Source organism: Povalibacter sp., from assembly GCF_036735925.1.
GTDB lineage: Bacteria > Pseudomonadota > Gammaproteobacteria > Steroidobacterales > Steroidobacteraceae > Steroidobacter.
On sequence record NZ_DAINNK010000010.1, the window covers coordinates 24,141 to 49,559 of the forward strand.

Here is a 25,419-nt window from a genome sequence, read left to right on the forward strand (position 1 = left end):
TACTGATCGAGGAAGAAACGATCGCCGTTGCGCAGCAGGTGCGGCTCGTTGTTGGCGATGGTCGATTCGGGATCGTTGATCGCAAGCGGGTTGCGACCGAGTCCTTCGAGATAGAACGCGCCGTTCACGCAGCGAACCCGGGCGTGAATGCGCGAGATGTACTGGTCGTTGATGACCCAGTCGCTCTCCTTGGAACGCCCGATCTGCGCACCCTCCGGTCCCACGGTCTTGCGGCGATTGCTTCCCAGCAGATCGCCGTTCGGACTGATGACTTCGAGTGTCAGGAGCATCGGTTGGATTATCTTCGGAAAACAATCACCTGCAGACCAATCCGAGGACTGTACCGTCCTGCTTGCATTGATCGCAACGGTCGATGGGACAAGGGGTCGGATGATAGACCAGACTTCCGCTCGAATGGGCCGTGAGGCGCGCGCCAGATCACACTTCGGGGACTTCGCGCGCGAAGGCAGTCGCGTCGCGTCGAACCGGCAGATCCGTCGACACCGCGGAATGGCCAAACGGTGCCTTGACCGTTCACGCAACCGTAGTATTGAATCGAGCGAGACATTGAGCGGGGATATTCATGCGTAAGAAAGGGACGAAGGTGGCGGCTCTGTTTCCCGAGCGTCGCCGCGAGAACAACAGCGCGCCGCAAGCTGTCCCTGCGCCGGTCCCCGTCGCTTCGATGCCGACGACGCTCGGCTGGATCGTCGCGGCCAGCAGCGAGAGTGAGAAAGACGCCACTGTGATGGTCGATTTTCCCGGCTCGCCGCACGGCACGCATCCGGCCCGTCTGGGTATCGCACTCGAAGCCTGCGCCATCGAATCTGCCATCACGCGCCGGCAACCCGCGGTCCTGGTGTTCGAGAACGGCGATCCGCTGCTGCCGATCATCGTCGGACTCATCCAGGCGCCGTCGCCGGATTCGGCACAGGCGACGGTCGTCGAAGCCGATGTCGACGGCAAACGCGTGCGTGTGGTCGGCCAGGACGAGATCGTGCTCCAGTGCGGACAGGCCTCCGTCACCCTGCGTCGCAACGGCCGCATCGTCATCCGCGGCACCTACGTCGAAACGCATTCCGAAGGAACGAACCGCATCAAGGGCGGCCAGGTTCAGATCAACTGAACCACGCATCGTCGCCCGCATGTCATCGGCGTCCTCCGCCCGCTCGCCTCTGCCCGATCTCATCGAAGAAAGTTTCGATGAGGCCACGTTCCTGTGGCAGCGCTGGGAAGCCGAACTCACCAGCCTCACCCGCAATCTCGATGAAGTCTGGAGCTGGACGGAGGATCGACTGCACGGCGCACTCGCGGGCGTTCACGTTCTCGGCGACGGTCTCATCGATTTCTGTCGGCCGCATCTCGCGTCCGACGATCCACGGCGCATCACGGTCGCCACGGCGTTGCTTGCATCGCGCGGTTCCGCGGATGTGGTCAATGTCCTGAGCGAAGCCCTGACAGATGCCGACGCTCCGAAGCTCGCGGCCATGGCGCGCGGACTGGAGACGACCGGATCCAGCCAGGTACTCAGTTCGACCGCGGGCCTGCTTGCGGGCCTGTCGCCCGCGCATCAAGCAACGCTCTGCCGCATCAAGACGGCACGCAGCGCACGGCCCGGTCCGGAGCTGGCCGCCGCCTTCGCCGCCGGCGAAGCTGGAATGCAGATCGCCGCATTGCGTGCCGTTCGCTTCGCGGCGAGCGAACATCTCGACGAGTGGGTCGGCGCGGGACTGAGAACGAAACATCCGCAGGCGCGGCTGACGGCGATCGAAGCCGGCATCGCCCGCAATGTGCCGGCGGCCTGGACGGCGGCGATCGATGCGGTCGGCAATGCGAACGCGGAGCTGGCTCCCGTATTGCGCCTGATCGCGATGCTGGGCGGCGCGGAACATCACGCGCTGATTCACTCCTCGCTGCGCGTGCCGCAATTGCAGGCGCAGGCGCTCTGGGCGCTCGGGCACGTCGGTACGCGTCACGCCGTCGAGTTGTGCCTGCAGGGAATGAAGCACGAGAAGCTCGCGCGCAGCGCCGCCGAGGCGTATTGCCACATCACCGGCGCCGATCTCGCTCGCGATCATCTCGCCGCCGCCGAAACGCCTGCCGAGACGCCGGCGTTCGAAGCCGACGATCTGGAAGCCGATCTGGTGCCCGCACAGGAATCGCTCTGGCCGCTGCCCGATGCGGATGCCGTGCGCCGTCACTGGGAACAGCATCAGGCGTCCTTCCAGCCCGACGTGCGCTACATCCGCGGCCAGCCTGCGTCAGTCGAAGCCCTGCTGGGTGCCATCGAAACGGGACCGATGCTGCGGCGTCCCGACCTGGTATTGAATCTCGCCGCGAAAACACAGGGCGCCTACGACGTCGAGACCCGCTCCTTCGCTGCGCGCCAGCGGATCATGATGGCGCGCGGACGCAGCGCGCTGGCGGGAGCGCGCTGAGTCATGCTGCAGCTCGACAACCGCACGCCCTTCAAAGCCAGCATCGCGGTCCTGCCCGACAGGGCCGGCATCGACACGCTCCATGTCGTCATCAAGGCCACGCTCATGCTGCGCCCGAGCTTGTCGCTCGCGCCTGAACAAGTGCCGGTGACGATGGCGGATGAGTACTACGGCGATCCTGCACTCTCCAGCCTGCGTGCGGTGTCGGAATTGCACATCGGCAAGCCCGGCACGGACGTGCTGCTCGTCGGTCACGCACATGCGCCCGAAGGACGTCGCCTGCAGCGCATGCACATTTCCATGACGGTGGCCGAGCGGCGCAAACAGATCCTCGTCAGCGGCGATCGCACATGGCAGTCCGATGGCACGCCAACCGCGCCCGTGCCTTTCGAATCGATGCCGCTGGTGTGGGAACGCGCCTTCGGCGGCTTTCACCGGCTATCCGATCGCACGCTCGCCGAAGAGCGCAATCCGGTCGGCTGCGGATTCGCGGGCGAGCGCACGGGCAGCGAAATGAAACAGCAGCCGGTGCCGAATCTCGACGATCCCGCGGCGCCGCTGCAGAAGCTCGGCCAGGCTGCGAATCCAGCCTGCTTCGCGCCCACGTCGGCATCCTGGCTGCCGCGCCGCGCTTTCGCGGGCACCTATGACGCGAACTGGCAGCGCACGCGCGCGCCTTATCTGCCCGCGGATTTCGATCCCCGCTTTCTGCAGTGCGCCGCGCCGGAGTTCGCGTTCGACCGATTCCTGCAGGGCGGCGAACGCATCGACGTAGATGGCTGCACGCCCGATGGCCCGATCTCATTCAACGTGCCGGCTTCGCCGCTGGATGTGACGATCGACGTGGCTGGCGCGCCGCAACGCCCGCCCGCCAATCTCGAAACGCTACTCATCGAGCCCGATGCCAATCGTCTGTGCATGACCTGGCGCAGCGCCCTGTCCTGCGATCGCAACGTGCTGAAAGTCGAGAAGATCACGCTCGCCCTGGCGAGCCGGTCACGCGCATGAGCTCCATCGTCATCCAGTCGAGCAATGTCCTGTGCGCGATCGGTCGCGGCAGCCAGCAGGCGTGGGCATCGGCACGGGCGGGCATTGCGCGCATCGTCAACTCGGGCGTAATGGACGGGCGCTTCGATCCCATTCAGATGGGTTTGGTGCCGGAAGATGCGCTCGGTCAACTCACTCCGGATATCAGCCGTCTGCCCCTGCCCACGCGCGCGCGGCGCATGCTGCGGCTGGCAACACCTGCCTTGCAAGGACTCTCCGTCGACACATCGGCACCGATGAGACTGTTCCTCGGCGCTCCCCGACTCACTCCTGCCGAGGCGCCCTGGCTGCGGCACTTCCCGCAGTATCTGCAGACGCTCAGCGGGTTACCGATCGATGTCGCGCGTAGCATCGTAATCCCCCAAGGACGTGCTGCGGCGCTGCTGGCGCTCGAAGCGGCGGTGAATGCCCTGCAGGAAGATGCGTCATCGCCCGTGATCGTCGGAGGCGTCGATTCGTTTCTGGATCTGCGATTGCTGAGCGCGTTGAGCGATGAAGGCCGCGTGCTCGGCCCGCGGATCATGGATGGTTTCATTCCAGGCGAAGGTGCGGCCTTCCTGGTCGTCGCAAGCTCTGATACCGGCATCCGCATCGACGCAGTCGCAAACTTCGACGATCCGGGGCACCGCTACGGATCCGCGCCAGCGCGCGGCGAAGGACTGGCGGAAGCGCTCAACGTGCTGCGCGGTCGCCTGCCTGCATCGATACCGCCCGTCGGCGTGACCTTCGCCGGATTCAACGGCGAAGGATTCGAGGCCAAGCTATGGGGCGTAGCGCAACTGCGTCATCGCGACTTTTTTGCGCCGGACATGGCACTGGAACATCCCGCCGACAAGTACGGCGATGCCGGCGCTGCCACGGGCGCAATACTGTCAGCCATTGCGACAGTGGCATTGCGTGACACAAGTCGCGCCGGACCCGCGCTGGTGTGGGCCGCGTCGGATTACGATCCACGCGCCTGTGCGTTACTCTCTGTTTCACCCTGACCGACTGGAGACGCAGACATGCCGGGAACGGTGTTCGCCAATCTTCGCGGCGTCGCTCACAAGGGCAGCGGCGGCCAGAGCCCCATCTTCCCCGATGTCTGCAAGACACCGACGCCCGGCGGTCCGGTGCCGATTCCCTATCCGAACATCGGCATGTCGTCGAACACATCTTCCGGCCCGACATCGGTGAAGACCGATGGCCAGATGCCCATGACCAAAGGCGCCAAGTACATGATGTCGACCGGCGACGAAGCGGGTTCGGCGATGGGCGTGATGAGCAACAAGATCAAGGGCGCTTGCGAATACATGATGTATTCGTTCGACGTGAAGTTCGAAGGCAAGAACGTCTGCCGGCTGGCAGATCCGCTGTTTCACAACGAAAAGAACGGCATGGGCTGAACGGAGAGTCCGGCGCAAGGAAGCGAGCGATGCCGCACTTCGTGATGGCCTGCCACGGCGTGAGCGTCGATGCCATCATCGTCGACGAAGCAGTCAAGGCCGCCGTCGAACAGCGGCAGATCGAGGGAATGGTTTTTTACGATCCTGCCGACTGGGCCGGGTGTATCCGCGAAGCGGATCGAAATCAATCTCGATGGGAGCCGGGAAGTCCCTTTCCTCTGCCAGGCCATCTTGCCAGTCCCAACCCACGTCGAAGCAGTTGTGGCAGGGACGGTGTCCGCCGGCTCAAATCGCCATGAAGTCTTCCGGCTTCACGAATTTCATCGTGTCGATCCCCGCATTCTCGATCGCCTCCTTGACCGTACGGTGAATCATCACGACGGAAAATTTTTCCGCGAGTCTGAACATGAGTACGTCCTTCGCCAGCGAGTCTTTGATGGCCAGCCCATGTATCTGAGTGTCGCCGAGAAAGTCGCCGTCGTGACTCGCCATCGTAGACTTCGCCCGATCAGCCGCTGACACCAGCCCGATCAGGTTGAATGCAAAGTACTCGTAAGCCTCGCCGCTCGATGTATTGCGTAGCGTGACCGGAAGGAAATCGACGTTGTCGACGCCCGCCGACTCGATGGCCTGCTTGAGGCGCTTCGACATCAACGGAACGCTCGCGTCCTGAAAATCGTCGGGCTTCCCTGCATATCCCTTGTACGGCACGGCCTTGATCTCGACCAGGCCTGACGGTCGCATCTGCGCTCGCGTCCCGCGCCCCCAGTCGTCAAAACCCTCTACATCGTCCCAGTCCTCGATTTCCATGTATCCCTGCACCGATTTCTGTTCAATCGAGGGAATCGCGCGCAAAACAAAATAGTCGGACATCCGTGGACTCCAGCTTGCTCAACCATAGACGCCAAGTACGCGACTGGACGTGTAGTAGCCATTGTTGATGGCCTTGCGATTATGAGCCGTGAAAATGAGGGCCTTCTTGTGTTCGGCGGACAGCGCATTAAGCCGCCCCACCAGGCCATACGGCGGCGTGAGCTGATCCTTGAGATCCTTGTCGCACACCGGGCACTTCGAACGGTCCGTCCACAATGCATCGAGCTTCTTGGCAATATCGAGAAGCGTGCTGCGTACGTTTGCGTTGTAGGCCGGATGCGCGTCATGCAACTGCAGATTGCCGGCACTTCTCATCGCAGCCAACGCATAGGCCTCCTTGAAGGGATCATTGAACTGCCCCCAGTTCTGACCGAAATCCGTCCCCACCCTGACAGCGTAGTTGCCCGGAAGCCATACGCCATTGCTGGCGTTGTTGATGTCGTAACCGATCGGTCCCTTGAACCCCTTGGGATTCTTGCCTTCCCAAACCATGTACTTGTGCAGCAGGGTAGCCTTCTTCACCGAAGCGTTGCCTGGAAGGAGATGGTGCGCCGCCGGAACGATTTCAGTCTGCACGCCCGCCTCTATCGGATCCTCCGCTTCCACCTTATGGCTGATGTTCCAGGTAGGTCTCGAGCCCAAGTTCCCCCCGAGCACAGATGCGTCATTGTGCTCGCCATTCTCGGGCCCCTCATCCTCACCCTCCGGGCTGGCTGGATCCTCCGTCTCGCTGTTCCTGATTGCGGAGTCGTTCTTTTCCTCGCAAAACCAGCATGGGCTCGTCTTGTCCAGCACGATCGCTGGCAGCGCCACAGATTCAAGCATTTCCATAGGATCAGTCCGTCCGCTTTCGCACCGTGCTAGTTCTGCGTCACCTTGCTTCCCTTGATGGCGATATCACTGGATGCCTTGACGTTTATCTTGCCACTGCCGTCGAGCGTGATGTCCTTGCCTTTGATGGTGATCGTTCCGTCCTTCTTCATCGTAATGCTCGCTGACCCCGTTTTGATCGTAATCTGATCGCCGACATCGATCACCATGCCTTTGGCGACGGTCAGACTCTCATTCTCGCCGACCGACGTACTGCGCGTCTTGCCGACCGTCACATCTACATTCTTGCCGACTTGGTCCGTGCGGTTCGCAGAGATCGTGATGTTCTCATCCTTGCCAACGCTCAGCGATCTGTTCGCACCGATGCTGACCGACTGATCCTTACCGATGCTTACGCTTTCGCTACCGCCCACCGACTCAGACCGATCCTGACCGATGCTGATCGTTTCGTTCTTGGCGACATTCTCCGTGCGGCCCGCACCGATGGTAATCGACTCATCCTTGTCGACCGTTTCGGTGCGGGTACCATGAATCGTGATGGTTTCATTGTTATCAACCGTCTCCGTCCGATCATGCTTGACGTGCGTTGTCTCGTCATTGTCGATCGTCTTGGTCCGATCGTGCCCGACCCAGTGGGTCTCGTCGTTCTCGACCTCGATGTCCTGGTTCTTTTCCGCGTGCATGAAGAGCTGTTCCGAGCCCTTCTTGTCTTCGAAGCGGATCTCGTTGCAGTTGTCCGCGGTGCCGTTCAACGTGCTGCGCGTGCGCAGGCCCGACTGGGTCTTGTTGCCCGGCAGTTCGAACGGCGGCATGTTGTCGGCGTTGTAGACGCGGCCGGTGATGATCGGCTGGTCCGGATCGCCTTCGAGAAAGTCGACGACGACTTCCTGGCCGATGCGCGGAATGCTCATCCAGCCCCAGTTCTTGCCGGCCCAGATCTGCGAAACACGCACCCAGCACGAGCTCTTTTCGTCGCGCTGACCTTCGCGGTCCCAGTGGAACTGCACTTTCACGCGGCCGTACTTGTCGGTGTGGATTTCTTCGCCGCTCGGCCCGGTGACCGTTGCCGTCTGCGGACCGCCGACCGCCGGCTTGCGGGTCGTTATCGGCGTGCGGAACGGCTCCTTGGCGTCGATGGCGTCGAAGGAGCAGGTGTAGTCGTCGGGCGTGCCAGCCGTGCCTGACTCGTAATCGCCGGCGTGAACGCGGTGTACCGCGCCGACGATCAGGTATTCCTTGTTCTGGTCCTTGCGCGGATAGCCATCCAGCTTGAACAGATAGCCGGTGGCGAGGCCGCGGGCGTTGCCGACGCCGGTCTGCAGTTCGTACTGCGCCTGCAGCGATTCGAGCCTCGCGCGCGCGTAATGATCGCCATCGCCTGACACGGTGAAGCCACCGGGATAGTCGAACATTTCCGCGTCCGACTTGGGGAAATCGCGCTTCTGCACATACTGCGTCTTCAGCTGCGCACGCGGCTTGGTGAAGTCATAGTCCATGACGACGTACTTGCCCGGCTGCACATTGCGCTGCCGCTGCCAGTCATGGATGTGGTCCTTCTCGCGCTGTGCGTTCTCCGAAGGCGGAAAGTACTCGATGGTCTCGTACGACGCGAAGCTTTCGTGCCCGCTGTACGAATCGGCGAGCACCAGCGTGTGCGTACTGGCCGTATGTTTGAAGTAGTAGTAGATGCCCTCTTCTTCCATGAGCCGCTGCACGAAGTTGAAATCGGTCTCGCGGTACTGCACGCAGTACTCGCGCTTGCGATAGCTCTTCGTCAGCGTGTCCTTGACGTTCGTGTAGCCCTGTTCCTTGAACACCTGCTTCACGATCTCGGGCACGCTCAGATTCTGGAAGATGCGGCAATCCGCGGTGCGCGTCAGGAACCAGAGCCACGGCACGGCACGCGCGCGATAGCTGGCGTAGTCGCCCAGACGGCCGGTCTGGCCGAACTCGGCGATGTAGGCATGAAAGTGCCGCTGGCTGCCGTCGTCGAGCAGCACCGACAGGGTGATCTCCTTGCCCAGCAGCTTGTCGAAGTCGAGACTTTCGTCGGGACTCAGCAGATCGAGATCGATTTCGAAAAGGCGCCCGAGCTGTTCGGTGACGCTGGCAGCACGGATCAACAGTTGATCTGCGGCCAATGGACTTTTGAGGGTTATCTTTCTGCTCACTGGCGCTGCCTGCGGATTCCCACCCGACGTGGCGAATTTCTAACACAAAGCCCGCGCGGGGAGCCAATCGACCAAAGGCCGAATCGGCGGGCGGGCGTCACACTTCTACGGTGTCGGATCCGTTGACGGCCGCTGCCAGCGCAGCACGACTTCTTCGGCGGCGGACCAGAGGTAGTAACCGCCCCAGGGCGGCCCGGCATCGATGATCACCGCTTCGAGATTGTCGAACTTGCCGCGTGCATAGGCCTGAAAATTCAGCTCGCGTACCTGGTTCGCAGCCACGTACGCCTCCCACCGTTCCTTCTCTCTCGGGATGATGCGGGTGCCCTGCGCGACCGCATTCTCCAGCGCGCGTTTGAAGTCGGGAAAGTTCAGTTCCACTACGGTCGGACGGCTCATGCGCAGATTCCTGATGATTGCTTCGAAGTCGCAGCTTCATCTGATGCGGATTGCGGAACGTGCTGCCGCAATTTCTCGACATTGCATTCTGGTTCAATCGGCCACCGGCCTGTGTGACCGATCTCCTGTTTTCTCGAGCACTTTAACGCCCCTTGAAGACGGGCGGGCGCTTCTCGTGGAAGGCGCTGACGGCTTCGCGATGGTCTTCGGTCATCCGCGTGAGGGTCAGGTGATGAGCTTCCAGATCGAGCGAATCCGCCAGATCACCGGCCTCGGCAACATTCAGGTTGCGCTTGATGTAGCGGTTGGTGACGCGAGGACCGTCGCCGATCTTTCGCGCGATCTCGAGAGTGACCGCCTCGAGTTGCTCAACCGGGACGACGCGGTTGACGAGTCCAATGCGCAATGCCTCGGCTGCATCCAGCTTCTCGCTCAGATACATGAGTTCGCGCGCCTTCGCCGTGCCGACCAGCCGCGTCAGGAACCAGGTGATGCCGAAGTCGCCGGACAGTCCCACCCGGGCGAAGGCCGTCGTCAGCGTGGCGTCTTCCGCTGCGATGCGCAGGTCGCAGGCCGTCGCCAGCGCGAGACCGGCGCCTGCCGCCGGGCCGCGCATCATCGCGATGGTCGGCTTGGGCATCTGGTGCAGGATGTGCGAACACTCCATCGCAGCGCGCAGATTGTCGGCCCAGGGTTCGAATTCACGCCCGCCTGCGCTCGTCGGTTTCGCAGCAGCCCCTTCGCGCAAATCCCCGCCCGAACAGAATCCACGCCCTGCGCCGGTCAGGACGACCGCACCGACGGACGCATCCATCGCGACCTGCTCCAGTGCGCGCCGCAGTTCTGCCACCAGAGGGACATTCAGCGCGTTCAGCGCCTCGGGTCGATTCAGGATCAGCGTGACGACGGCGCCGTCGCGGCGTATCTGGACCAGGGATGACTCGTTCATTGCGGCGCCTCTGACGCGAATGCCACGGGAGTATAGACACCGAGCGGCGATCGGCGTGAACTGCTCGACGTTTCGGTACGCGATGGCACGACTACACTGCGTCGGGAAACCCCGCTGTCACGACAGGCATCGCACATGCGGTCCGAACTCAAATTCGCAGCGACGCTGCTATTGCTGGCAGGCGCGCTCACTGCGCTGGGCGCCGAATACAACGGCGAGTTCGCAAAGCCGGGTGACTCCGACTCGGCCGACAGCATCATCGTCCGCTGGCGTGCCTCGGAGACCGGCGGAATCCGGCTGCAGAAGGCAGCCCGCCTGAGCGGACTGCAGATTCACCGCAAGCAGTCATTGGACACGGACACCGACGTGCTGGAACTGCCGCACAGGCTGTCGGGAAACGATCTCTCGACGGTGCTGCGTCAGATCGAGGCGGATCCCGAGGTCGTCTATGCATCCCCGGATCTGCGGCGACACGCACACGCACTCACCAACGACCCGCTGCTCGCGAGCCAGTGGTATCTGCTGGCGGAGCAGCCTTCGGCGACGCGTACCGACGCCGCCTGGGGCATCACGTCCGGCGATCCGTCGCTGGTCGTGGCGGTGCTCGATACCGGAGTGCGATTCGACCATCCCGATCTGGGTCGAACGCAGGAAGGCGGCAAGCTGCTGCCCGGATACGATTTCGTCTCTCGCCTCAACGTGGCGAACGATGGCAATGCGCGCGACGCAGATCCGTCGGACCCGGGCGACTGGGTGGATTCGACGGATCGCACGCAGGCCGACTTTTCGGACTGCGACATCGTCAACAGTTCATGGCATGGAACGCGAGTGGCCGGACTCGTCGGCGCGCTCACGAACAATGCAGCGGGCGTGGCAGGGGCAGCATTCAACACCAGGATCCTGCCGGTGCGCGTCCTCGGCAAATGCGGCGGATTCGACTCCGACATCATCGCCGCCATGCGCTGGGCCGCGGGTCTGAGCGTGGCCGGCGTGCCGGCGAATCCGACGCCGGCCGCGGTAATCAATCTCAGTCTCGGCAGCGATGGCCTTTGCACTGCGGCCTATCAGGCGGCGGTCGATGAAATCACGGCGCGAGGCGTGCTGGTGGTTGCGTCCGCCGGCAACGAGGGCGGGCCAGTGGGCACGCCGGCCAATTGCAGCGGCGTTCTCGGCGTCGCAGGCATTCGGCACGCCGGCACCAAGGTCGGCTTCAGCAATCTCGGACCCGCGCTGTCGATCGGCGCGCCGGGAGGCAACTGCGTGAACACCGGCATCGGTCAGCCGTGCCTGTTCTCGATCGTGGTCGCCAGCAACAGCGGCACGACGATTCCCGCGATGTCCACGTACACAGATCAGATTCGCTACAACGTCGGCACGAGTTTCTCGGCACCGCAGGCCGCGGCCGCAGTCGCGCTGATGCGCGCCGTCAACAGCCGGCTGTCGCCGGGACAACTCGTCACGCTGGTCAGGCAGTCAGCCTCGCCCTTTCCCGTCAGCGCCGATACGACGATTCCGACCTGTCACGCACCCGTCGGCGACACCGATCTGCAGGCAACGGAATGCAATTGCACGACTCAGACCTGCGGCGCGGGAATGCTGAATACCGGCGCGGCCGTTGCGGCGGCGCGGCGTCCGTTTGCGATCCTGCAAACCGCAGGAACGGCCGCTCCAGGCGCCACGATCGCACTCGACGCCGGCACCAGCTTCGCCTCGAACGGTCGCACACTGGTTTCGTATCGATGGAGTGCGGAAAGCGTGAATGGCAGCGTGCTGCCCGTCATCGCAGCACCGGCGCAGGCGAGCACGTCGTTGCAGATGCCGAACAGCGGTCGATTCACGCTGCGTCTGACGATTGCTGACGATCAGGGAGAACAGGACACGGAAGCCGTCATGCTTGCGGTGCCCGACCCACCCGCAACACCAACGCCAACGCCACCGGCGACGTCGGGCGGTGGCGGAGGTGGCGGCGAGACCGGGTGGGAACTGATCGCGTTCCTGGCGTTGCTGCTATTTCGCACCCGGCAGTCGATTGACGAGACCGACCAGGTACTCGTTGAATTTCGGGCCGAGCGTCTCGTGCTTCAGTCCGTACTCGACCGTCGCCTGTAAGTAGCCGATCTTGCTGCCGCAGTCGTAGCGTTTGCCTTCGAACTCGTAGGCATAGACGCTCTCATCGGCCAGCAGGTCCGCGATCGCGTCGGTGAGCTGGATTTCGCCGCCCGCACCGCGACCCGTACGTTCGAGTTTGTCGAAGATGGTCGGCGACAGCAGATAACGACCCACCACGGCGAGGGTCGAAGGCGCATTCGCCGGCCGCGGCTTCTCGACGATCTGCTTGACCTTGGACACACGCCCGTCGGTCTCCTCGGTGGACACGATGCCGTACTTGTCCGTGTCGGCGCGCGGCACGGTTTCGACGCCCAGCACGCTGCCGCCGCGCTCGGCGAAAACATCCGCCATCTGGCGCAGACACGGCGTCGGCGCGTCGATCAGATCGTCGGCGAGATGAACGAAGAAAGGCTCGTCACCGACCACGGGCTTGGCGCACCACACGGCGTGACCGAGGCCCAGCGGCGACGGTTGACGGATGTAGATGCAGCTGGCCCACGAGGGAACGATGTCGCGCAATGCCTTGAGCAGATCCACCTTGCCCTGCGCCTCGAGCGCTTCTTCGAGTTCGTGGTCGGAGTCGAAGTGGTCTTCGATGGCGCGCTTGGAACTGCCCGTGATGAACACCAGTTTGCGCGCGCCCGCGGCCAGCGCTTCCTCGGCGGCATACTGGATCAGCGGCTTGTCGACGATCGGCAGCATTTCCTTTGGACTGGCCTTGGTCGCCGGCAGGAACCGCGTGCCGCGTCCCGCTACCGGGAAAACTGCCGTCCGGATGTCTTTCGCTTGAGTCACAGCCGCGTCTCCGTGAATGGACGCGGCATCATATCGCAGGCCTCGCCCCATCAAGATGACGCCCGTCACGAGACGGGCGCCATCGATACTTGAAGAAGAGCTGCAACGCTCTCTGTGGCGGAAGGTTCCGCTCAGCCCGTCTTCTTCTCCGCCTCGACCCGGATATTGGTGCGATTGCGCTCCACCGTCTTGGCACCGATTCCCTTCACCTTGGACAGATCATCGGCGCTCTTGAACGCGCCGTTCTTCTCGCGATACGCAACGATCGCCTGCGCCTTGCTGAGGCCGACACCCTGCAGTTCCTTGGCGATGGTGGCGGCATCGGCCTTGTTGATATCGACCGGGCCGGCCCATGCCAGCAGCGGCGCCAGACTGGCGATCAGGATCTGGACGGAACGACGGGTTGCAATCGACAGCTTCGAATTCGACATTGGCTTCTCCCTTGCCTTGGAAATGGTGGTGACACTCGGATCACGAACGGTGATCGCGATGCATCCTGCACCGTGCCGATGGCACGGTGTCGACGAATAACTGGGAAGACAACGCAGAAATGCGTTGTGACGTGACGATTCAGTCTTTCTTGTCGCCGGCCAGGGCACTGGATCGCGCGCTGGCTTCCGCCAGCCGCAGCGCCCGCCGCAGGCGACCGCGTTCGTTCAGCAGTTCGGCAACCCAGTAAACCCGGCTCGCCAGGCCGAAGACCAGGCCGAGGGTGAATGCGATGACGAGCGCCAGTCCGAGGGGAGAAACGAGACGGCCGAAAGCGAGTTCGATTTCGACGCGCCCGGGATTGGTGGCACTGACCAGAAGCGCCAGGAGTGCGGCGAGGACGATCGATCCGACGGCAAGAAAACGTTGCATGAGTCGACCGCGCGATCAGTCGCGGATCGCGTTGCCCGCTCCGTCGTTGACGCGTTCGCGCAGGTCCTTGCCGGGCTTGAAGTGAGGCACGTTCTTGCCCGAGAGCGCGACGGTTTCGCCGGTCTTGGGGTTGCGACCCTGGCGCGGCGGACGGAAATGCAGCGAGAAGCTGCCGAAGCCGCGAATCTCGATCCGCTGACCCTGCGCCAGCGCATCGCTCATGATTTCCAGCACTTGTTTGACAGCCAGCTCGACGTCTTTGGCGGGCAGGTGCTTTTGCTTGGCTGAAATGAGCTCGATGAGTTCCGATTTGGTCATGCCCGGGCCCGTTGTTGTTCTTCCAACATCATCCGATGCCACATCGTCTTGACCGGAAGATGCGGCGCAGACGCACGTTCAGTGCATCTGCGCCGCCAGTCGGTCAGTTCGAATCCTGGCCGCCGATGTGCTCCTTGAGCAGATCGCCCAGGCTCGTTCCGCTCGAAGATTCGCCGGCGCGATAGCCCTGCACCGCTTCGTTCTCTTCGTGGATTTCCTTCGCCTTGATCGACAGCGCAATCGTGCGGGTCTTGCGATCGACGTTGGTGAACTTGGCTTCCACCTCGTCGTCGACCTTGAGAACCGTACGCGCATCCTCCACGCGGTCACGCGACAGCTCCGAAGCACGCAGGTGGCCTTCCACGCCGCCGCCCAGGTCGATGATCGCGCCCTTGGCGTCGACTTCGCGCACCTTGCCGGTGACGATCGTGCCCTTCGGATGCTCGGCGATCCAGGTCGAGAACGGATCCTTCGCCAGCTGCTTGATGCCCAGCGAGATGCGTTCGCGTTCCGGGTCGATCGACAGCACCATGGCTTCGACCTGCTGACCCTTCTGGTAATTGCGCACCGCTTCTTCGCCCGGGATGTCCCAGGAGATGTCGGTCAGGTGCACCAGGCCGTCGATGCCGCCCGACAGGCCGACGAAGATGCCGAAGTCGGTAATCGACTTGATCTGGCCGCTGACGCGATCGCCGCGGTTGAAGTTGTCGGAGAAGTCCTTCCACGGATTCGACTGGCACTGCTTGATGCCCAGCGAAATGCGGCGGCGCTCTTCGTCGATGTCGAGCACCATGACTTCCACTTCCTGGCCGATGTGCACGACCTTCGACGGGCTGACGTTCTTGTTCGTCCAGTCCATCTCGGACACGTGCACCAAGCCTTCCACGCCCTCTTCGATTTCGACGAAGCAGCCGTAGTCGGCAATGTTGGTGACCTTGCCGAACAGACGCGTGCCGGTCGGGTAGCGACGGCCGATCTGCTGCCAAGGATCGTTGCCGAGCTGCTTGATGCCGAGGCTGACGCGCTGACGTTCGCGGTCGAACTTCAGGATGCGGACATCGATCTCGTCGCCGACATTGACGACTTCCGACGGATGCTTGACGCGCTTCCACGCCATGTCGGTGATGTGCAGCAGGCCATCGATGCCGCCCAGGTCGACGAACGCACCGTAGTCGGTGAGGTTCTTGACCGAGCCGCGCACCACGGCGCCTTCCTGCAGCTTCTCGAGCAGTTCCGAACGCTCTGCGCTGTATTCCTGTTCGACCACGGCGCGACGCGAAACGACAACGTTGTTGCGCTTCTGATCGAGCTTGATGACCTTGAATTCGAGCACCTTGCCTTCGAGGTACGAAGGATCGCGGACCGGACGAACGTCGACGAGCGAACCGGGAAGGAACGCGCGGACGAAATCGATCTCGACCGTGAAGCCGCCCTTGACGCGGCCATTGATGATGCCCTTGATGATTTCCTGTTTCTCGAATGCCTCTTCGAGCCGCGTCCAGGTGCGTGCACGCTTGGCCTTCTCGCGCGACAGGCGGGTTTCGCCCGAACCGTCTTCGACGCTGTCCAGTGCCACTTCAACGGTGTCGCCGGCGGAGACTTCGATCTCGCCGCGCTCGTTCTTGAACTGGTCAACCGAGATGACAGCCTCGCTCTTGAGGCCTGCATTCACGATGACGTAGTCGTCGCCGACTTCCATCACCTGGGCATTGAGGATGGCGCCGGGCTTGATCTTCTGCGAGGCCAGGCTTTCTTCGAACAGTTGCGCAAAACTTTCGGTCATGAGTACTTCCAGGGTCGCATCGACCCGTAATCCTTGCCGTGATCCTTCAGCAGCGAGGGGTTGTTGCAATGAACCGCGCATCCGGCGCGGCGACTAGAAAGCGTGAGGCACGAGACTTGAGGCTTGATCCAGAAAGACCGGGAACTGCGCGTCAGCCTCCCCGCATCAAGTCTCTCTGCCAAATCACTTCGCGGAGAACCGCTGCGCCGCCAGTTCGAGCACGCGCGCAACGACCGCATCGATGCTCATAGAAGTGGAATCTATGATCTGGGCGTCGTCGGCGGGCCGCAGCGGGGCTATCGGGCGGCTTGCGTCGCGCCGATCGCGCTCGGCGATCTCCTGCGAAAGGGCGGCGAGGTTAGCATCGAGACCCTTGTCTTTCAACTGCTTATGGCGCCTTCGGGCCCGTTCCGCGGCACTCGCCGTGAGGTAAATTTTCAGGGCGGCGTCCGGGAAAATGACCGTGCCCATGTCCCGGCCGTCGGCGACCAGTCCCGGGGGGAGCGCGAAGGCCCGCTGTCGGGCCAACAAGGCGCTTCGTACCGACGGCATGGCCGCCACCTGGGATGCGCCGGCGCCCGCCTCCTCCGTGCGGATATGCGTGCTGACTTCGCGGCCTTCGAGCCAGATCTGCTCATTACCGGCGGTATCTGCGCCGAACCGGACGTCCAGATGCCCGGCAATCGCGGCATTGGCGGGTTCGTCGGACGGGGGGATCCCGCGTGGACGCGAGGCATACGCGACCAGCCGATAGAGGGCCCCGCTATCGAGCAGATGCCATCCCAAGCGATCCGCGACCTGCCGGGCCACGGTGCCCTTGCCCGACCCGCTGGGTCCGTCGATGGTCAGGACGGCCGTGGGCATCGCGATTCAGGGGTGTTCGGCCAGGTCCAGGCCCGCCGCCCGGGCGGTCTGCAGGAAGCCCGGGAAGGACGTCGCGACGTTGGCGACGTCCGCGATCTCGATCGGCGCTGCCGCCCGCAGGCTGGCGACGCTGAAGGACATGGCGATGCGATGGTCGCCGTGGCTGTCGATCCTGCCGCCGCTGAAGGCATGTCCGGTCGGCCGGCCCTGGATGCGCATGCCGTCGGGCAGCACTTCGCAGTCCACGCCCATGGCCTTCAATCCTTCCGCCATGACGGCGATGCGGTCGCTCTCCTTCACCCGCAGCTCTTCTGCACCCGTCACGATCGTCTCGCCCTCGGCACAGGCGGCCGCCACGAACAGGGCCGGGAATTCGTCGATGGCCAGAGGAACCAGATGCTCGGGCACGTGGATGCCCTTCAATATGGTCGGCCGGACTTCGATATCGGCCACCGGTTCGGCCCCTGCCGAACGATGGTTCACCAGGCGCAGGTCGGCTCCCATCAATGCCAGGATGTCCAGCAGGCCGGTACGGGTGGGATTGATCCCCACGCCCTGGATGGTGAGCCCCGGTCCGCGACCGATCGATCCAGCAACGAGGAAAAAAGCACTCGAAGAAAAATCGCCGGGAACCTCCAGCGAACACGCCTGCAGCCGTTGCGGCGGTTCGAGCGTGACGCGGCCCTCCGCCGCATCCACCGCGCAACCGAACGCGATCAGCATCCGCTCGGTGTGATCGCGCGTCACGGCAGGCTCGACCACCGTCGTCGGGCCGTTCCCATAGAGACCCGCCAGCAGAACGGCGGATTTGACCTGGGCACTCGCCACGGGCAGGTCATAGTGGATGCCCTTCAGCGTCGTCCCGCCGGTGATGCGCACGGGCGGCTTACCATTGAGCGTGGCAATGCGCGCGCCCATCTGGCGCAGCGGCGCGGCGGCGCGTTCCATCGGCCGCTGCATCAGCGACGCATCGCCGATCAGTTCGCTGTCGAAAGCCTGGCCGCTGAGCAGCCCAGTCATCAGGCGCATGGCGGTGCCGGAGTTGCCCATGTCGAGCGCGTGGCCGGCGGCCTTGAGTCCGCGCAGCCCGACGCCGTGCACGCGCACTTCAAACTGACCCGGCCGCTCGATCGTCACGCCCAGCGCACGCATGGCCTTCATGGTGGCGAGGCAATCCTCGCTTTCCAGGAATCCACGTACTTCGGTCGTGCCCTCGGCGATACCGCCGAGCATCAACGAGCGATGGGAAACCGACTTGTCGCCAGGCACGCGGACCGCGCCGGCAGCGCCCTGCACGGGCTGAGCAATGTAGTAAGACATCTGAAGGTACGGACGGAAACTAGAGAGCTTGTCGCAGCGCGCCGAGCATACGCTGATTCTGCTCGGGCGTTCCGATCGTGATGCGCAGGTGGTTCGGGAGCTGGTAGTTGCCCACCGGCCGGACGATCACGCCCTGACGCAGCATGGCTTCGTACACCGGGCCGGCGGGTCGCCCGCAGTCGACCAGGATGAAATTGCCTCGCGTCGGATAACGTCGCAGCCCGAGCTGATCGACGCCCGCCTCCACCTGACGCAGGCCTTCGCGATTGAGTGTGACCGACTTCTGCAGATGCGTCGTGTCTTCGAGCGCCGCTGCCGCGGCCGCCAGTGCAATCGAATTGACGTTGAAGGCCTGACGCACGCGATTGACCATGCCTGCGATGGCCGGACTCGACAGCGCATAGCCGACGCGCAGGCCGGCGAGTCCGTACGCCTTCGAGAACGTGCGTGTGACGATGAGGTTCGGAAATTCGTTCAGCCAGCGGCTGCTGTCGGGAAATTCTGCGTCCTCGACGTACTCGATATAAGCCTCGTCCACGACGACGAGCGTCGTCGATGGCAGTCCCGCGATGAACCGTTTCAATGGCTCGCGCTCGACCCAGGTACCGGTGGGATTGTTGGGATTCGCGACGAACACCACTCGCGTTCGTTCATTGACGAGCCGTGCCATCGCGTCGAGATCATGGCCGAGCGCCATCGGATGCGATCCGGCAAACGCGGGTGCCACCCGCGCCGTGGCGCCCGTTGCCTGGATGGCGATCGGATAAATCGCAAAGCCGTACTGCGAATAGACGGCTTCGGCATCGCGATCGAGAAAGGTTTCCGCGATCATGACGAGCACATCGTTGGAGCCGTTGCCCAGCGTGATGTCCTCGATCGCGCAACCATGCTTGCGCGCCAGCGCCTGCTTCAGCACGAAGCCGCCGCCGTCCGGATAGAGACCGATCTCCTTCGCCGCAGCAGCCATCGCCGCGCGCGCATTCGGCCCGGGGCCCAGCGGGTTTTCGTTCGAAGCGAGCTTGATGATGTCGCTGAGACCGTACTCGCGTGCGAGTTCCTCGATGGGCTTGCCCGGCACGTACGGCGCCAAGGTACGGACGGAAGGAACGGCGAGTTGGGAGGGATCGGTAGGCATGGGCTACGGGCTACAGGCTACGGCCAGAAACTGTGCAACGGAATCTCCTATTCGGGCTGTCGCCTGTCGCCTGTAGCCTGTAGCCCGTACTCCTTTTCACAGCACCGCACACGGATACGACCCCAGCACCCTGAACAGCGAAGCCTCCTTCTTGAGCGCATCCAGCGCCTGCTTCAGCGGCTGTTCGCTCGCGTGTCCCTGCACGTCGATGAAGAACACGTAGTCCCACTTGTGCTTGCGCGACGGACGCGACTCGATGCGCGTCATGCTGATGTTGTTGCGCGCCAAGGGCGTCAGCAGGCGGTGCAGCGTCCCGGGCGACTGCGTGTCGCCGCCGGAAAACAGCAGCGTCGTCTTGTCGTTGCCGCTGGCATCGAACAGCTTGCGGCCGATGACCAGGAAGCGCGTGGTGTTGTCGGGACGATCCTCGATGTCGTTCGCGATCAGGTTCAGTCCGTAAACTTCGGCGGCGGTCTGGCCGGCAATGGCTGCCGTGCCTGCCTCGTCGCGCGCCCTCCGCGCCGCCTCGGCATTGCTGCTCGCAGTGATGCGTTCGATGCCGGGCAGATGCTCGTCGAGCCAGTGACGGCATTGCGCCAGCGACTGCTGATGCGAAACCACGCGCGAGATCTGCGGCAGCCCCTGCATCTTGCCCATCAGGTGCTGGTGAATGCGCAGTTCCACTTCGCCGCAGATCTTGAGCGGCGAGACCAGGAACATGTCGAGCGTGTGATTGACCGTGCCCTCGGTGGAATTCTCGATCGGCACGACGCCGAAGTCGGCGTGGCCCGCCTGCACTTCCTCGAATACTTCGCGGATCTCGCCCATCGGCAGGGCGCGCGCCGAGTGACCGAAATGTTTCAGCACCGCCTGCTGCGAGAACGTGCCTTCCGGCCCGAGAAAGGCAACCTTCAGCGGCTCTTCCTGCGCAAGGCAGGCCGACATGATTTCGCGGAACAGGCGCACGATTTCCTCGTCGCGCAGCGGCCCTTCATTGCGTTCCATGGCTCGGCGCAATACCTGCGCTTCGCGTTCGGGCCGGTAGAAATCGGCGGTGTGCAGGCCCTGCGCCGTCTTGGCGGCGCCGACCTGCCGCGCCACCTGGGCGCGCTCGTTGATCAACTGATGAATCCGCTCGTCGATCGCGTCGATGCGCTCGCGCAACGAACCGATCTGTGCGGCCGGCGGGGTTTTCTCGCTGCGCGAGGCCCGGTTCGTTTTCTTTTTCGCTCGCGCCTTCACTCGCTACACCCTGCGAACGTTCAGCACGCCTTCGATCGACTGCAGGCGGCCGATGACGGAATCGGGCATCGCGCCGTCGATGTCGATCAACGTGTAGGCCAGATCGGCGCGCGACTTGTTGAGCAGGTCGGCGATGTTGAGCTTGGCATCAGCCAGCGCCGTCGAGATCTGGCCCACCATGTTCGGCACGTTCTCGTTGGCAATGGCGATGCGTGCAGCGCCCGGAGTACGCGGCAGCACGGCCTCCGGAAAATTCACGCTGTTGCGCACGTTGCCGTTCTCGAGGAAATCGCGCAGCGTGTCCGCGACCATGATGGCGCAATTCTCCTCCGCTTCGCCGGTCGAGGCGCCAAGATGCGGCAGCGCCACGACCTTCGCGTGATTCTTCGACGCTGCAGTCGGAAAGTCGCAGATGTATGCGCCGAGCTTGCCGCTGTCGAGCGATTCGACGACCGCCGCCTCATCGACGATGCCGGCGCGCGCGAAGTTCAGGATGACGCCATTGTCCTTCAGCAGCCTGAGCCGGTTCGCGTTCACCAGGTGCCGGGTCGCATCCATCAGCGGCACGTGCACGGTGACCATGTCACAGCGCGAAAACAGATCGTCCAGCGACAGCGCCTGTTCGACGCCCGAGGAAAGCTGCCATGCACGCTGCACGGTGATCTGCGGATCGAAGCCGAGCACGTGCATGCCGAGGCCGTGTGCCGTGTTGGCCACTTCGACGCCGATGGCGCCGAGACCCACGACGCCGAGCGTGCGACCCGGCAGTTCGTAGCCGACGAATTTCTTCTTGCCCTTCTCGACCGCCTCTTCGATTTCGTGGTCGGTGCCCTTGAGCGCGCGGACGTATTCCTGCGCCTGACAGATGTTGCGGGCGGCGAGAAACAGGCCGGCGATCACCAGTTCCTTCACCGCATTGGCATTGGCGCCCGGCGCGTTGAACACCGGGATGCCGCGCTTCGACAGTTCCTTGACCGGGATGTTGTTGGTGCCCGCACCGGCGCGCGCGATAGCCTTCACGCTGTCCGGCAGCGACATGCCGTGCATGTCCGCGGAACGCAGCATCACCGCATCGGGATGGCCGATCTCGGAAGCGACTTCATAGCGGTCGCGCGGGAAACGCTCCAGGCCCCGCACCGAGATGTTGTTGAGCGTGAGGACCTTGAAAGTCATCCGTGCTTCCTTGCGAACTCGTTCATGAACTCGACCAGCGCACGCACGCCTTCGACCGGCATGGCGTTGTAGATGCTGGCGCGCATGCCGCCGACCGAGCGGTGGCCTTCGAGCGTGACGAGACCGGCCGCTTTCGCTTCGGCCGTGAACGTCTTGTCGAGATCCGGCTTCGCCAGCGTGAAAGGCACGTTCATCCATGAGCGCGCGTCTTTCGCGACGGGGTTGCGGTAGAAGTCCGACGAATCGATGGTGTCGTACAGCAGTTCGGCCTTTGCCTTGTTGCGTTCGCCCATGGCCTTGAGGCCGCCGTTCTTCTTGAGCCACTTGAAGACCAGGCCCGCGAGGTACCAGGCGTAGGTCGGCGGCGTGTTGAGCATCGAACCTTCCTTCGCCATCGACGCATAGTTCATGAACGACGGTGTTTCGGGACGGGCGCGGCCCAGCAGGTCGTCACGCACGATGACGAGCGTCAGGCCTGCCGGACCGATGTTCTTCTGCGCGCCGGCGTAGATGACTCCGAACTTCGCGACATCGATCGGGCGCGACAGGATGGTGGACGACATGTCCGCCACCAGCGGCACGTTGCCGGTATCCGGCACGAAGTGGAATTCCACACCGCCGATGGTCTCGTTCGGCGTGTAGTGCAGGTAGGCCGCATCCGCGGTTCGCTTCCAGTTCGCGAACGACGGAATCGATGCATACGGCTCGCCGGCATCGGCAGCGACATTCACCTTCGCGTACTGCTTCGCCTCGCCGATGGCCTTCTTCGACCACGCGCCGGTGTTCACGTAGTCGACGGTGCTGTCCTTCGTCGACAGGTTCATGGCCACGCCGGCGAACTGTCCCATCGCGCCGCCCTGCAGGAACAGCACTTTGTAGTTGCTCGGCACGTTCAGCAGTTCGCGCAGATCGGCCTCGGCGGTTTCAGCGATCGAGATGAAGGCTTTGCCGCGATGGCTCATTTCCATCACGGACATGCCCGTGCCCTGCCAGTCGAGCATTTCCTCGCGGGCTTGTTCGAGCACTTCGACGGGTAGGACGGCGGGACCGGCACTGAAGTTGTAGACGCGCATTGGGAACCAGGTGACGTAAGTGACGAGGGTGACGTAAGTGACGAGGGTGACGTAAGTGACGAAGGTCAGAGCTATTCAGAAGACTCGCCGCCCTCTTCGCCTTCGCCGCCATCCGCGAGGATGCGTTCGAGGCCGACGAGGCGGTCGCCTTCGTCGAGACGGATCAGGCGCACGCCCTGCGTATTGCGCCCCTGTTCGGAGACGTCGCTGACGGGCGTGCGCACGAGCGTGCCGCTGGAACTGATGAGCATGATTTCATCGTCCGGGCGCACCAGCAGCGCACCGACGACGCGGCCATTGCGCTCGGTGACCTGCAGCGCGATGACGCCCTGACCGCCGCGGCCATGGGCCGGGAAATCGTCGATCGGCGTGCGCTTGCCGTAGCCATTCTCCGAAGCGACGAGCACGGCGCCTTCGGCATCCGCGATGATGAGCGAGATGACTTCCTCGTTCTCGCCTTCCGGCAGACGGATGCCGCGCACGCCGGCCGCATTGCGGCCCATCGGACGCACGTCGTTCTCGTCGAAGCGGATGGCCTTGCCGCCGGCGGAGCACAGAATGATGTGCTTGCTGCCATCGGTGATGTCGACGCCGACCAGCCGGTCGCCCTGATCCAGTTCGATGGCGATGATGCCGGCCTGGCGCGGACGCGAGAACGCTTCCAGCGAAGTCTTCTTCACGGTGCCATTCGCCGTGACCATGAACACGAACTTGTTTTCTTCGAACTCGTGGATCGGCAGCACGGCGTTGATGCGCTCGCCTTCCTGCAGCGGCAGCAGGTTCACGATGGGCTTGCCGCGCGAGCCGCGGCTCGCCTGCGGCAACTGATACACCTTCAGCCAGTACAGCTTGCCGGTGCTGGAGAAACACAGCAGCGTGTCGTGCGTATTGGCGACGAACAGCTTGTCGACGAAATCCTCGTCCTTCACTGCGGTAGCCGCCTTGCCGCGACCGCCGCGACGCTGCGCCTGATACGCCGTCACAGGCTGGGCCTTCGCATAGCCGCCGTGCGACAGCGTCACGACCACGTCCTGCTGCTCGATCAGATCTTCGATCGTGAGGTCGGAATGATCCTGATTGATCTCGGTGCGGCGCTTGTCGCCGTACTTGGCGCGGATGTCTTCAAGCTCGGCGCGGATCACCGCGAGCAGCCGTTCCGGACGCGCGAGGATGTCTTCGAGATCGCGGATCTGTTCCAGCAGTTCCTGGAACTCGGCCCAGATCTTGTCCTGTTCGAGACCGGTGAGGCGATGCAGGCGCAGGTCGAGAATTGCCTGAGCTTGGACATCGGACAGCCGATAGCCGCCGTCGACGAGCCCGTATTCGTCCGCGAGCCCCTGCGGCCGCGTCACGACCTGCCCCGCCCGCTCCAGCATCTGCGGCACGGAGCCGGACGACCAGGTCCGTTCCATCAGCGCGACCTTGGCTTCCGGCGGTGTCGGCGAGGCTTTGATGACCGCGATGACTTCATCGATGCTGGCTAGCGCCACCGCCTGGCCTTCCAGGATGTGGGCGCGATCGCGGGCCTTGCGCAGATCGAAGATCGTGCGGCGCGTGACCACTTCGCGCCGGTGACGCAGGAAGGCCTCGAGCATTTCCTTGAGGTTGAGCAGCTTCGGCTGGCCGTCCTGCAGCGCGACCATGTTGATGCCGAAGACGCTTTCCAGCGGCGTGTGCTTGTAAAGATTGTTCAGCAGCACGTCGGCGACTTCGCCGCGCTTCAGTTCGATGACGATGCGCATGCCGTCCTTGTCGGACTCGTCGCGCAGGCCGTCGCCGGCGATGCCGTCGATGACTTTCTCGCGCACCAGTTCGGCGATGCGCTCGATCAGGCGCGCCTTGTTCACCTGGAACGGCAGTTCGGTGACGATGATGGCCTGCCGGCCTTTTTCGTCTTCTTCGATCGTCGTGCGCGCGCGCACATAGATGCGGCCGCGGCCCGTCAGATAGGCGTTCACGATTTCGCGCGAGCCATTGATGATGCCGCCGGTGGGAAAATCCGGGCCCGGCACGTGCTGCATCAGCGCGGCGATCGGCAGATTGGGATCGTCGATGAGTGCGATGCAGGCGGTGACGACTTCGGTCAGGTTGTGCGGCGGGATGTTGGTCGCCATGCCGACCGCGATGCCCGACGAACCGTTGACCAGCAGGTTCGGCACGCGGGTCGGCAGGACGGTGGGCTCCTGTTCCTTGCCGTCGTAGTTGTCGACGAAATCCACCGTCTCGCGATCGATGTCGGCCAGCAGTTCCGACGACAGCGACGTCATGCGGCACTCGGTGTATCGGTACGCGGCCGGCGCATCGCCGTCGATCGAGCCGAAGTTGCCCTGGCCATCGACCAGCGCATAGCGCATCGAGAAGCCCTGGGCCATTCGTACCAGCGCGTCGTAGGCCGAGGTGTCGCCGTGCGGGTGATATTTGCCGAGGACGTCACCGACCACGCGCGCGCACTTCACGTACGGGCGCGAATGCACGTTGTTGCTCTCGTGCATGGCGAAGAGGATGCGGCGGTGAACCGGCTTGAGGCCGTCGCGAACGTCCGGCAGCGCACGCCCGACGATGACGCTCATCGCATAGTCGAGATACGACTTGCGCATCTCGTCTTCGAGGTTGACGTGCAGTATTTCGCGGGCGATGTCGGCCATGCTGTGCG

The 25,419-nt window shown here is 63.5% G+C and carries 25 protein-coding genes; 7 read left to right on the forward strand and 18 right to left on the reverse strand.

From position 1 onward, the window contains the following. Positions 1 to 290: FHA domain-containing protein (locus tag V7D81_RS05175; RefSeq protein ID WP_324314998.1), on the reverse strand; the 290-nt coding region annotated here is incomplete at its 3' end. A 293-nt stretch (positions 291 to 583) separates the two neighbouring features. Between V7D81_RS05175 and V7D81_RS05180 the strand changes: the two genes are divergently transcribed. The 6 genes from V7D81_RS05180 to V7D81_RS05205 are packed head-to-tail and all read left to right on the forward strand — an operon-like array spanning position 584 to position 5,169. Beyond that, positions 584 to 1,126 carry a DUF6484 domain-containing protein gene (locus V7D81_RS05180; protein WP_324315000.1) on the forward strand — a complete coding sequence of 181 codons (543 nt, stop codon included), beginning with the start codon at positions 584 to 586 and terminating at the stop codon, positions 1,124 to 1,126. Between the two features lie 19 nt (positions 1,127 to 1,145). Further along, positions 1,146 to 2,438, forward strand: a complete 1,293-nt coding sequence (locus V7D81_RS05185) for a TIGR02270 family protein (protein ID WP_324315002.1) — start codon at positions 1,146 to 1,148, stop codon at positions 2,436 to 2,438. Positions 2,439 to 2,441: 3 nt separating this feature from the next. After that, positions 2,442 to 3,446, forward strand: coding sequence for a DUF2169 family type VI secretion system accessory protein (locus tag V7D81_RS05190; protein WP_324315004.1), 1,005 nt, complete (start codon positions 2,442 to 2,444; stop codon positions 3,444 to 3,446). Continuing rightward, positions 3,443 to 4,471 carry a hypothetical protein gene (locus V7D81_RS05195; protein WP_324315005.1) on the forward strand — a complete coding sequence of 343 codons (1,029 nt, stop codon included), beginning with the start codon at positions 3,443 to 3,445 and terminating at the stop codon, positions 4,469 to 4,471. Before V7D81_RS05190 ends, V7D81_RS05195 begins: the two co-directional genes overlap by 4 nt. A gap of 18 nt (positions 4,472 to 4,489) precedes the next feature. Further along, positions 4,490 to 4,870 (forward strand): DUF4150 domain-containing protein, encoded by a 381-nt coding sequence (locus V7D81_RS05200; RefSeq protein WP_324315006.1) that lies wholly within the window; start codon positions 4,490 to 4,492, stop codon positions 4,868 to 4,870. Positions 4,871 to 4,899: 29 nt separating this feature from the next. Continuing rightward, positions 4,900 to 5,169: a hypothetical protein gene (locus tag V7D81_RS05205; protein WP_324315008.1), complete on the forward strand. Its 270-nt coding sequence runs from the start codon at positions 4,900 to 4,902 to the stop codon at positions 5,167 to 5,169. Here the strand turns inward: V7D81_RS05205 and V7D81_RS05210 are convergent. From V7D81_RS05210 to V7D81_RS05230, 5 genes are all read right to left on the reverse strand, one after another. Beyond that, a complete protein-coding gene (locus tag V7D81_RS05210; RefSeq protein ID WP_324315010.1) occupies positions 5,156 to 5,743 on the reverse strand; it encodes an imm11 family protein in 588 nt (195 codons plus the stop codon). The two genes, V7D81_RS05205 and V7D81_RS05210, sit on opposite strands and share 14 nt — an antisense overlap. Positions 5,744 to 5,761: 18 nt before the next feature. After that, a complete protein-coding gene (locus V7D81_RS05215) occupies positions 5,762 to 6,574 on the reverse strand; it encodes an AHH domain-containing protein (RefSeq protein ID WP_324315011.1) in 813 nt (270 codons plus the stop codon). Positions 6,575 to 6,603: 29 nt separating this feature from the next. Continuing rightward, on the reverse strand, positions 6,604 to 8,745 hold the full coding sequence (locus tag V7D81_RS05220) for a type VI secretion system Vgr family protein (RefSeq protein WP_324315013.1): 2,142 nt from the start codon (positions 8,743 to 8,745) through the stop codon (positions 6,604 to 6,606). Between the two features lie 105 nt (positions 8,746 to 8,850). Continuing rightward, the gene (locus V7D81_RS05225; RefSeq protein ID WP_324315015.1) at positions 8,851 to 9,144 is read right to left on the reverse strand and encodes a hypothetical protein; all 294 of its coding nucleotides are present in this window, start codon (positions 9,142 to 9,144) and stop codon (positions 8,851 to 8,853) included. 142 nt (positions 9,145 to 9,286) lie between these two features. After that, positions 9,287 to 10,093 (reverse strand): enoyl-CoA hydratase, encoded by an 807-nt coding sequence (locus tag V7D81_RS05230; RefSeq protein WP_324315016.1) that lies wholly within the window; start codon positions 10,091 to 10,093, stop codon positions 9,287 to 9,289. A 135-nt stretch (positions 10,094 to 10,228) separates the two neighbouring features. On the opposite strand from V7D81_RS05230, the gene V7D81_RS05235 reads away from it, so the two are divergent. After that, positions 10,229 to 12,202, forward strand: coding sequence for a S8 family peptidase (locus V7D81_RS05235; RefSeq protein WP_324315018.1), 1,974 nt, complete (start codon positions 10,229 to 10,231; stop codon positions 12,200 to 12,202). Here V7D81_RS05235 and galU read toward each other — a convergent pair. The 12 genes from galU to gyrA all read right to left on the reverse strand — a co-directional run bounded on the left by galU (position 12,101) and on the right by gyrA (position 25,411). Continuing rightward, positions 12,101 to 12,997: a UTP--glucose-1-phosphate uridylyltransferase GalU gene (gene galU / locus V7D81_RS05240; protein WP_324315019.1), complete on the reverse strand. Its 897-nt coding sequence runs from the start codon at positions 12,995 to 12,997 to the stop codon at positions 12,101 to 12,103. The genes V7D81_RS05235 and galU overlap by 102 nt on opposite strands. 131 nt (positions 12,998 to 13,128) lie before the next feature. After that, a complete protein-coding gene (locus tag V7D81_RS05245) occupies positions 13,129 to 13,428 on the reverse strand; it encodes a ComEA family DNA-binding protein (RefSeq protein WP_324315021.1) in 300 nt (99 codons plus the stop codon). 139 nt (positions 13,429 to 13,567) lie between these two features. After that, positions 13,568 to 13,858, reverse strand: coding sequence for a hypothetical protein (locus tag V7D81_RS05250; protein ID WP_324315022.1), 291 nt, complete (start codon positions 13,856 to 13,858; stop codon positions 13,568 to 13,570). Between the two features lie 15 nt (positions 13,859 to 13,873). After that, on the reverse strand, positions 13,874 to 14,176 hold the full coding sequence (locus V7D81_RS05255; RefSeq protein ID WP_324315087.1) for an integration host factor subunit beta: 303 nt from the start codon (positions 14,174 to 14,176) through the stop codon (positions 13,874 to 13,876). A gap of 103 nt (positions 14,177 to 14,279) precedes the next feature. Beyond that, complete coding sequence (gene rpsA, locus V7D81_RS05260) at positions 14,280 to 15,959, reverse strand: 30S ribosomal protein S1 (RefSeq protein WP_324315024.1); 1,680 nt, start codon at positions 15,957 to 15,959, stop codon at positions 14,280 to 14,282. Between the two features lie 183 nt (positions 15,960 to 16,142). Then, positions 16,143 to 16,823 (reverse strand): (d)CMP kinase, encoded by a 681-nt coding sequence (gene cmk / locus V7D81_RS05265; RefSeq protein ID WP_324315025.1) that lies wholly within the window; start codon positions 16,821 to 16,823, stop codon positions 16,143 to 16,145. 6 nt (positions 16,824 to 16,829) lie between these two features. Next, complete coding sequence (aroA, locus tag V7D81_RS05270) at positions 16,830 to 18,143, reverse strand: 3-phosphoshikimate 1-carboxyvinyltransferase (protein WP_324315026.1); 1,314 nt, start codon at positions 18,141 to 18,143, stop codon at positions 16,830 to 16,832. A 19-nt stretch (positions 18,144 to 18,162) separates the two neighbouring features. Then, positions 18,163 to 19,278, reverse strand: coding sequence for a histidinol-phosphate transaminase (gene hisC / locus V7D81_RS05275; protein WP_324315027.1), 1,116 nt, complete (start codon positions 19,276 to 19,278; stop codon positions 18,163 to 18,165). A gap of 96 nt (positions 19,279 to 19,374) precedes the next feature. Beyond that, entirely contained in the window at positions 19,375 to 20,451 is a 1,077-nt protein-coding gene (gene pheA / locus V7D81_RS05280) for a prephenate dehydratase (protein WP_324315088.1), read from the reverse strand. 72 nt (positions 20,452 to 20,523) lie between these two features. Continuing rightward, positions 20,524 to 21,693 carry a phosphoglycerate dehydrogenase gene (locus V7D81_RS05285; protein WP_324315029.1) on the reverse strand — a complete coding sequence of 390 codons (1,170 nt, stop codon included), beginning with the start codon at positions 21,691 to 21,693 and terminating at the stop codon, positions 20,524 to 20,526. Then, complete coding sequence (gene serC, locus V7D81_RS05290; protein ID WP_324315031.1) at positions 21,690 to 22,766, reverse strand: 3-phosphoserine/phosphohydroxythreonine transaminase; 1,077 nt, start codon at positions 22,764 to 22,766, stop codon at positions 21,690 to 21,692. The genes V7D81_RS05285 and serC overlap by 4 nt, the downstream gene beginning before the upstream one ends. Before the next feature lie 71 nt (positions 22,767 to 22,837). After that, the gene (gene gyrA / locus V7D81_RS05295; protein ID WP_324315032.1) at positions 22,838 to 25,411 is read right to left on the reverse strand and encodes a DNA gyrase subunit A; all 2,574 of its coding nucleotides are present in this window, start codon (positions 25,409 to 25,411) and stop codon (positions 22,838 to 22,840) included. Positions 25,412 to 25,419: the final 8 nt, after the last annotated feature.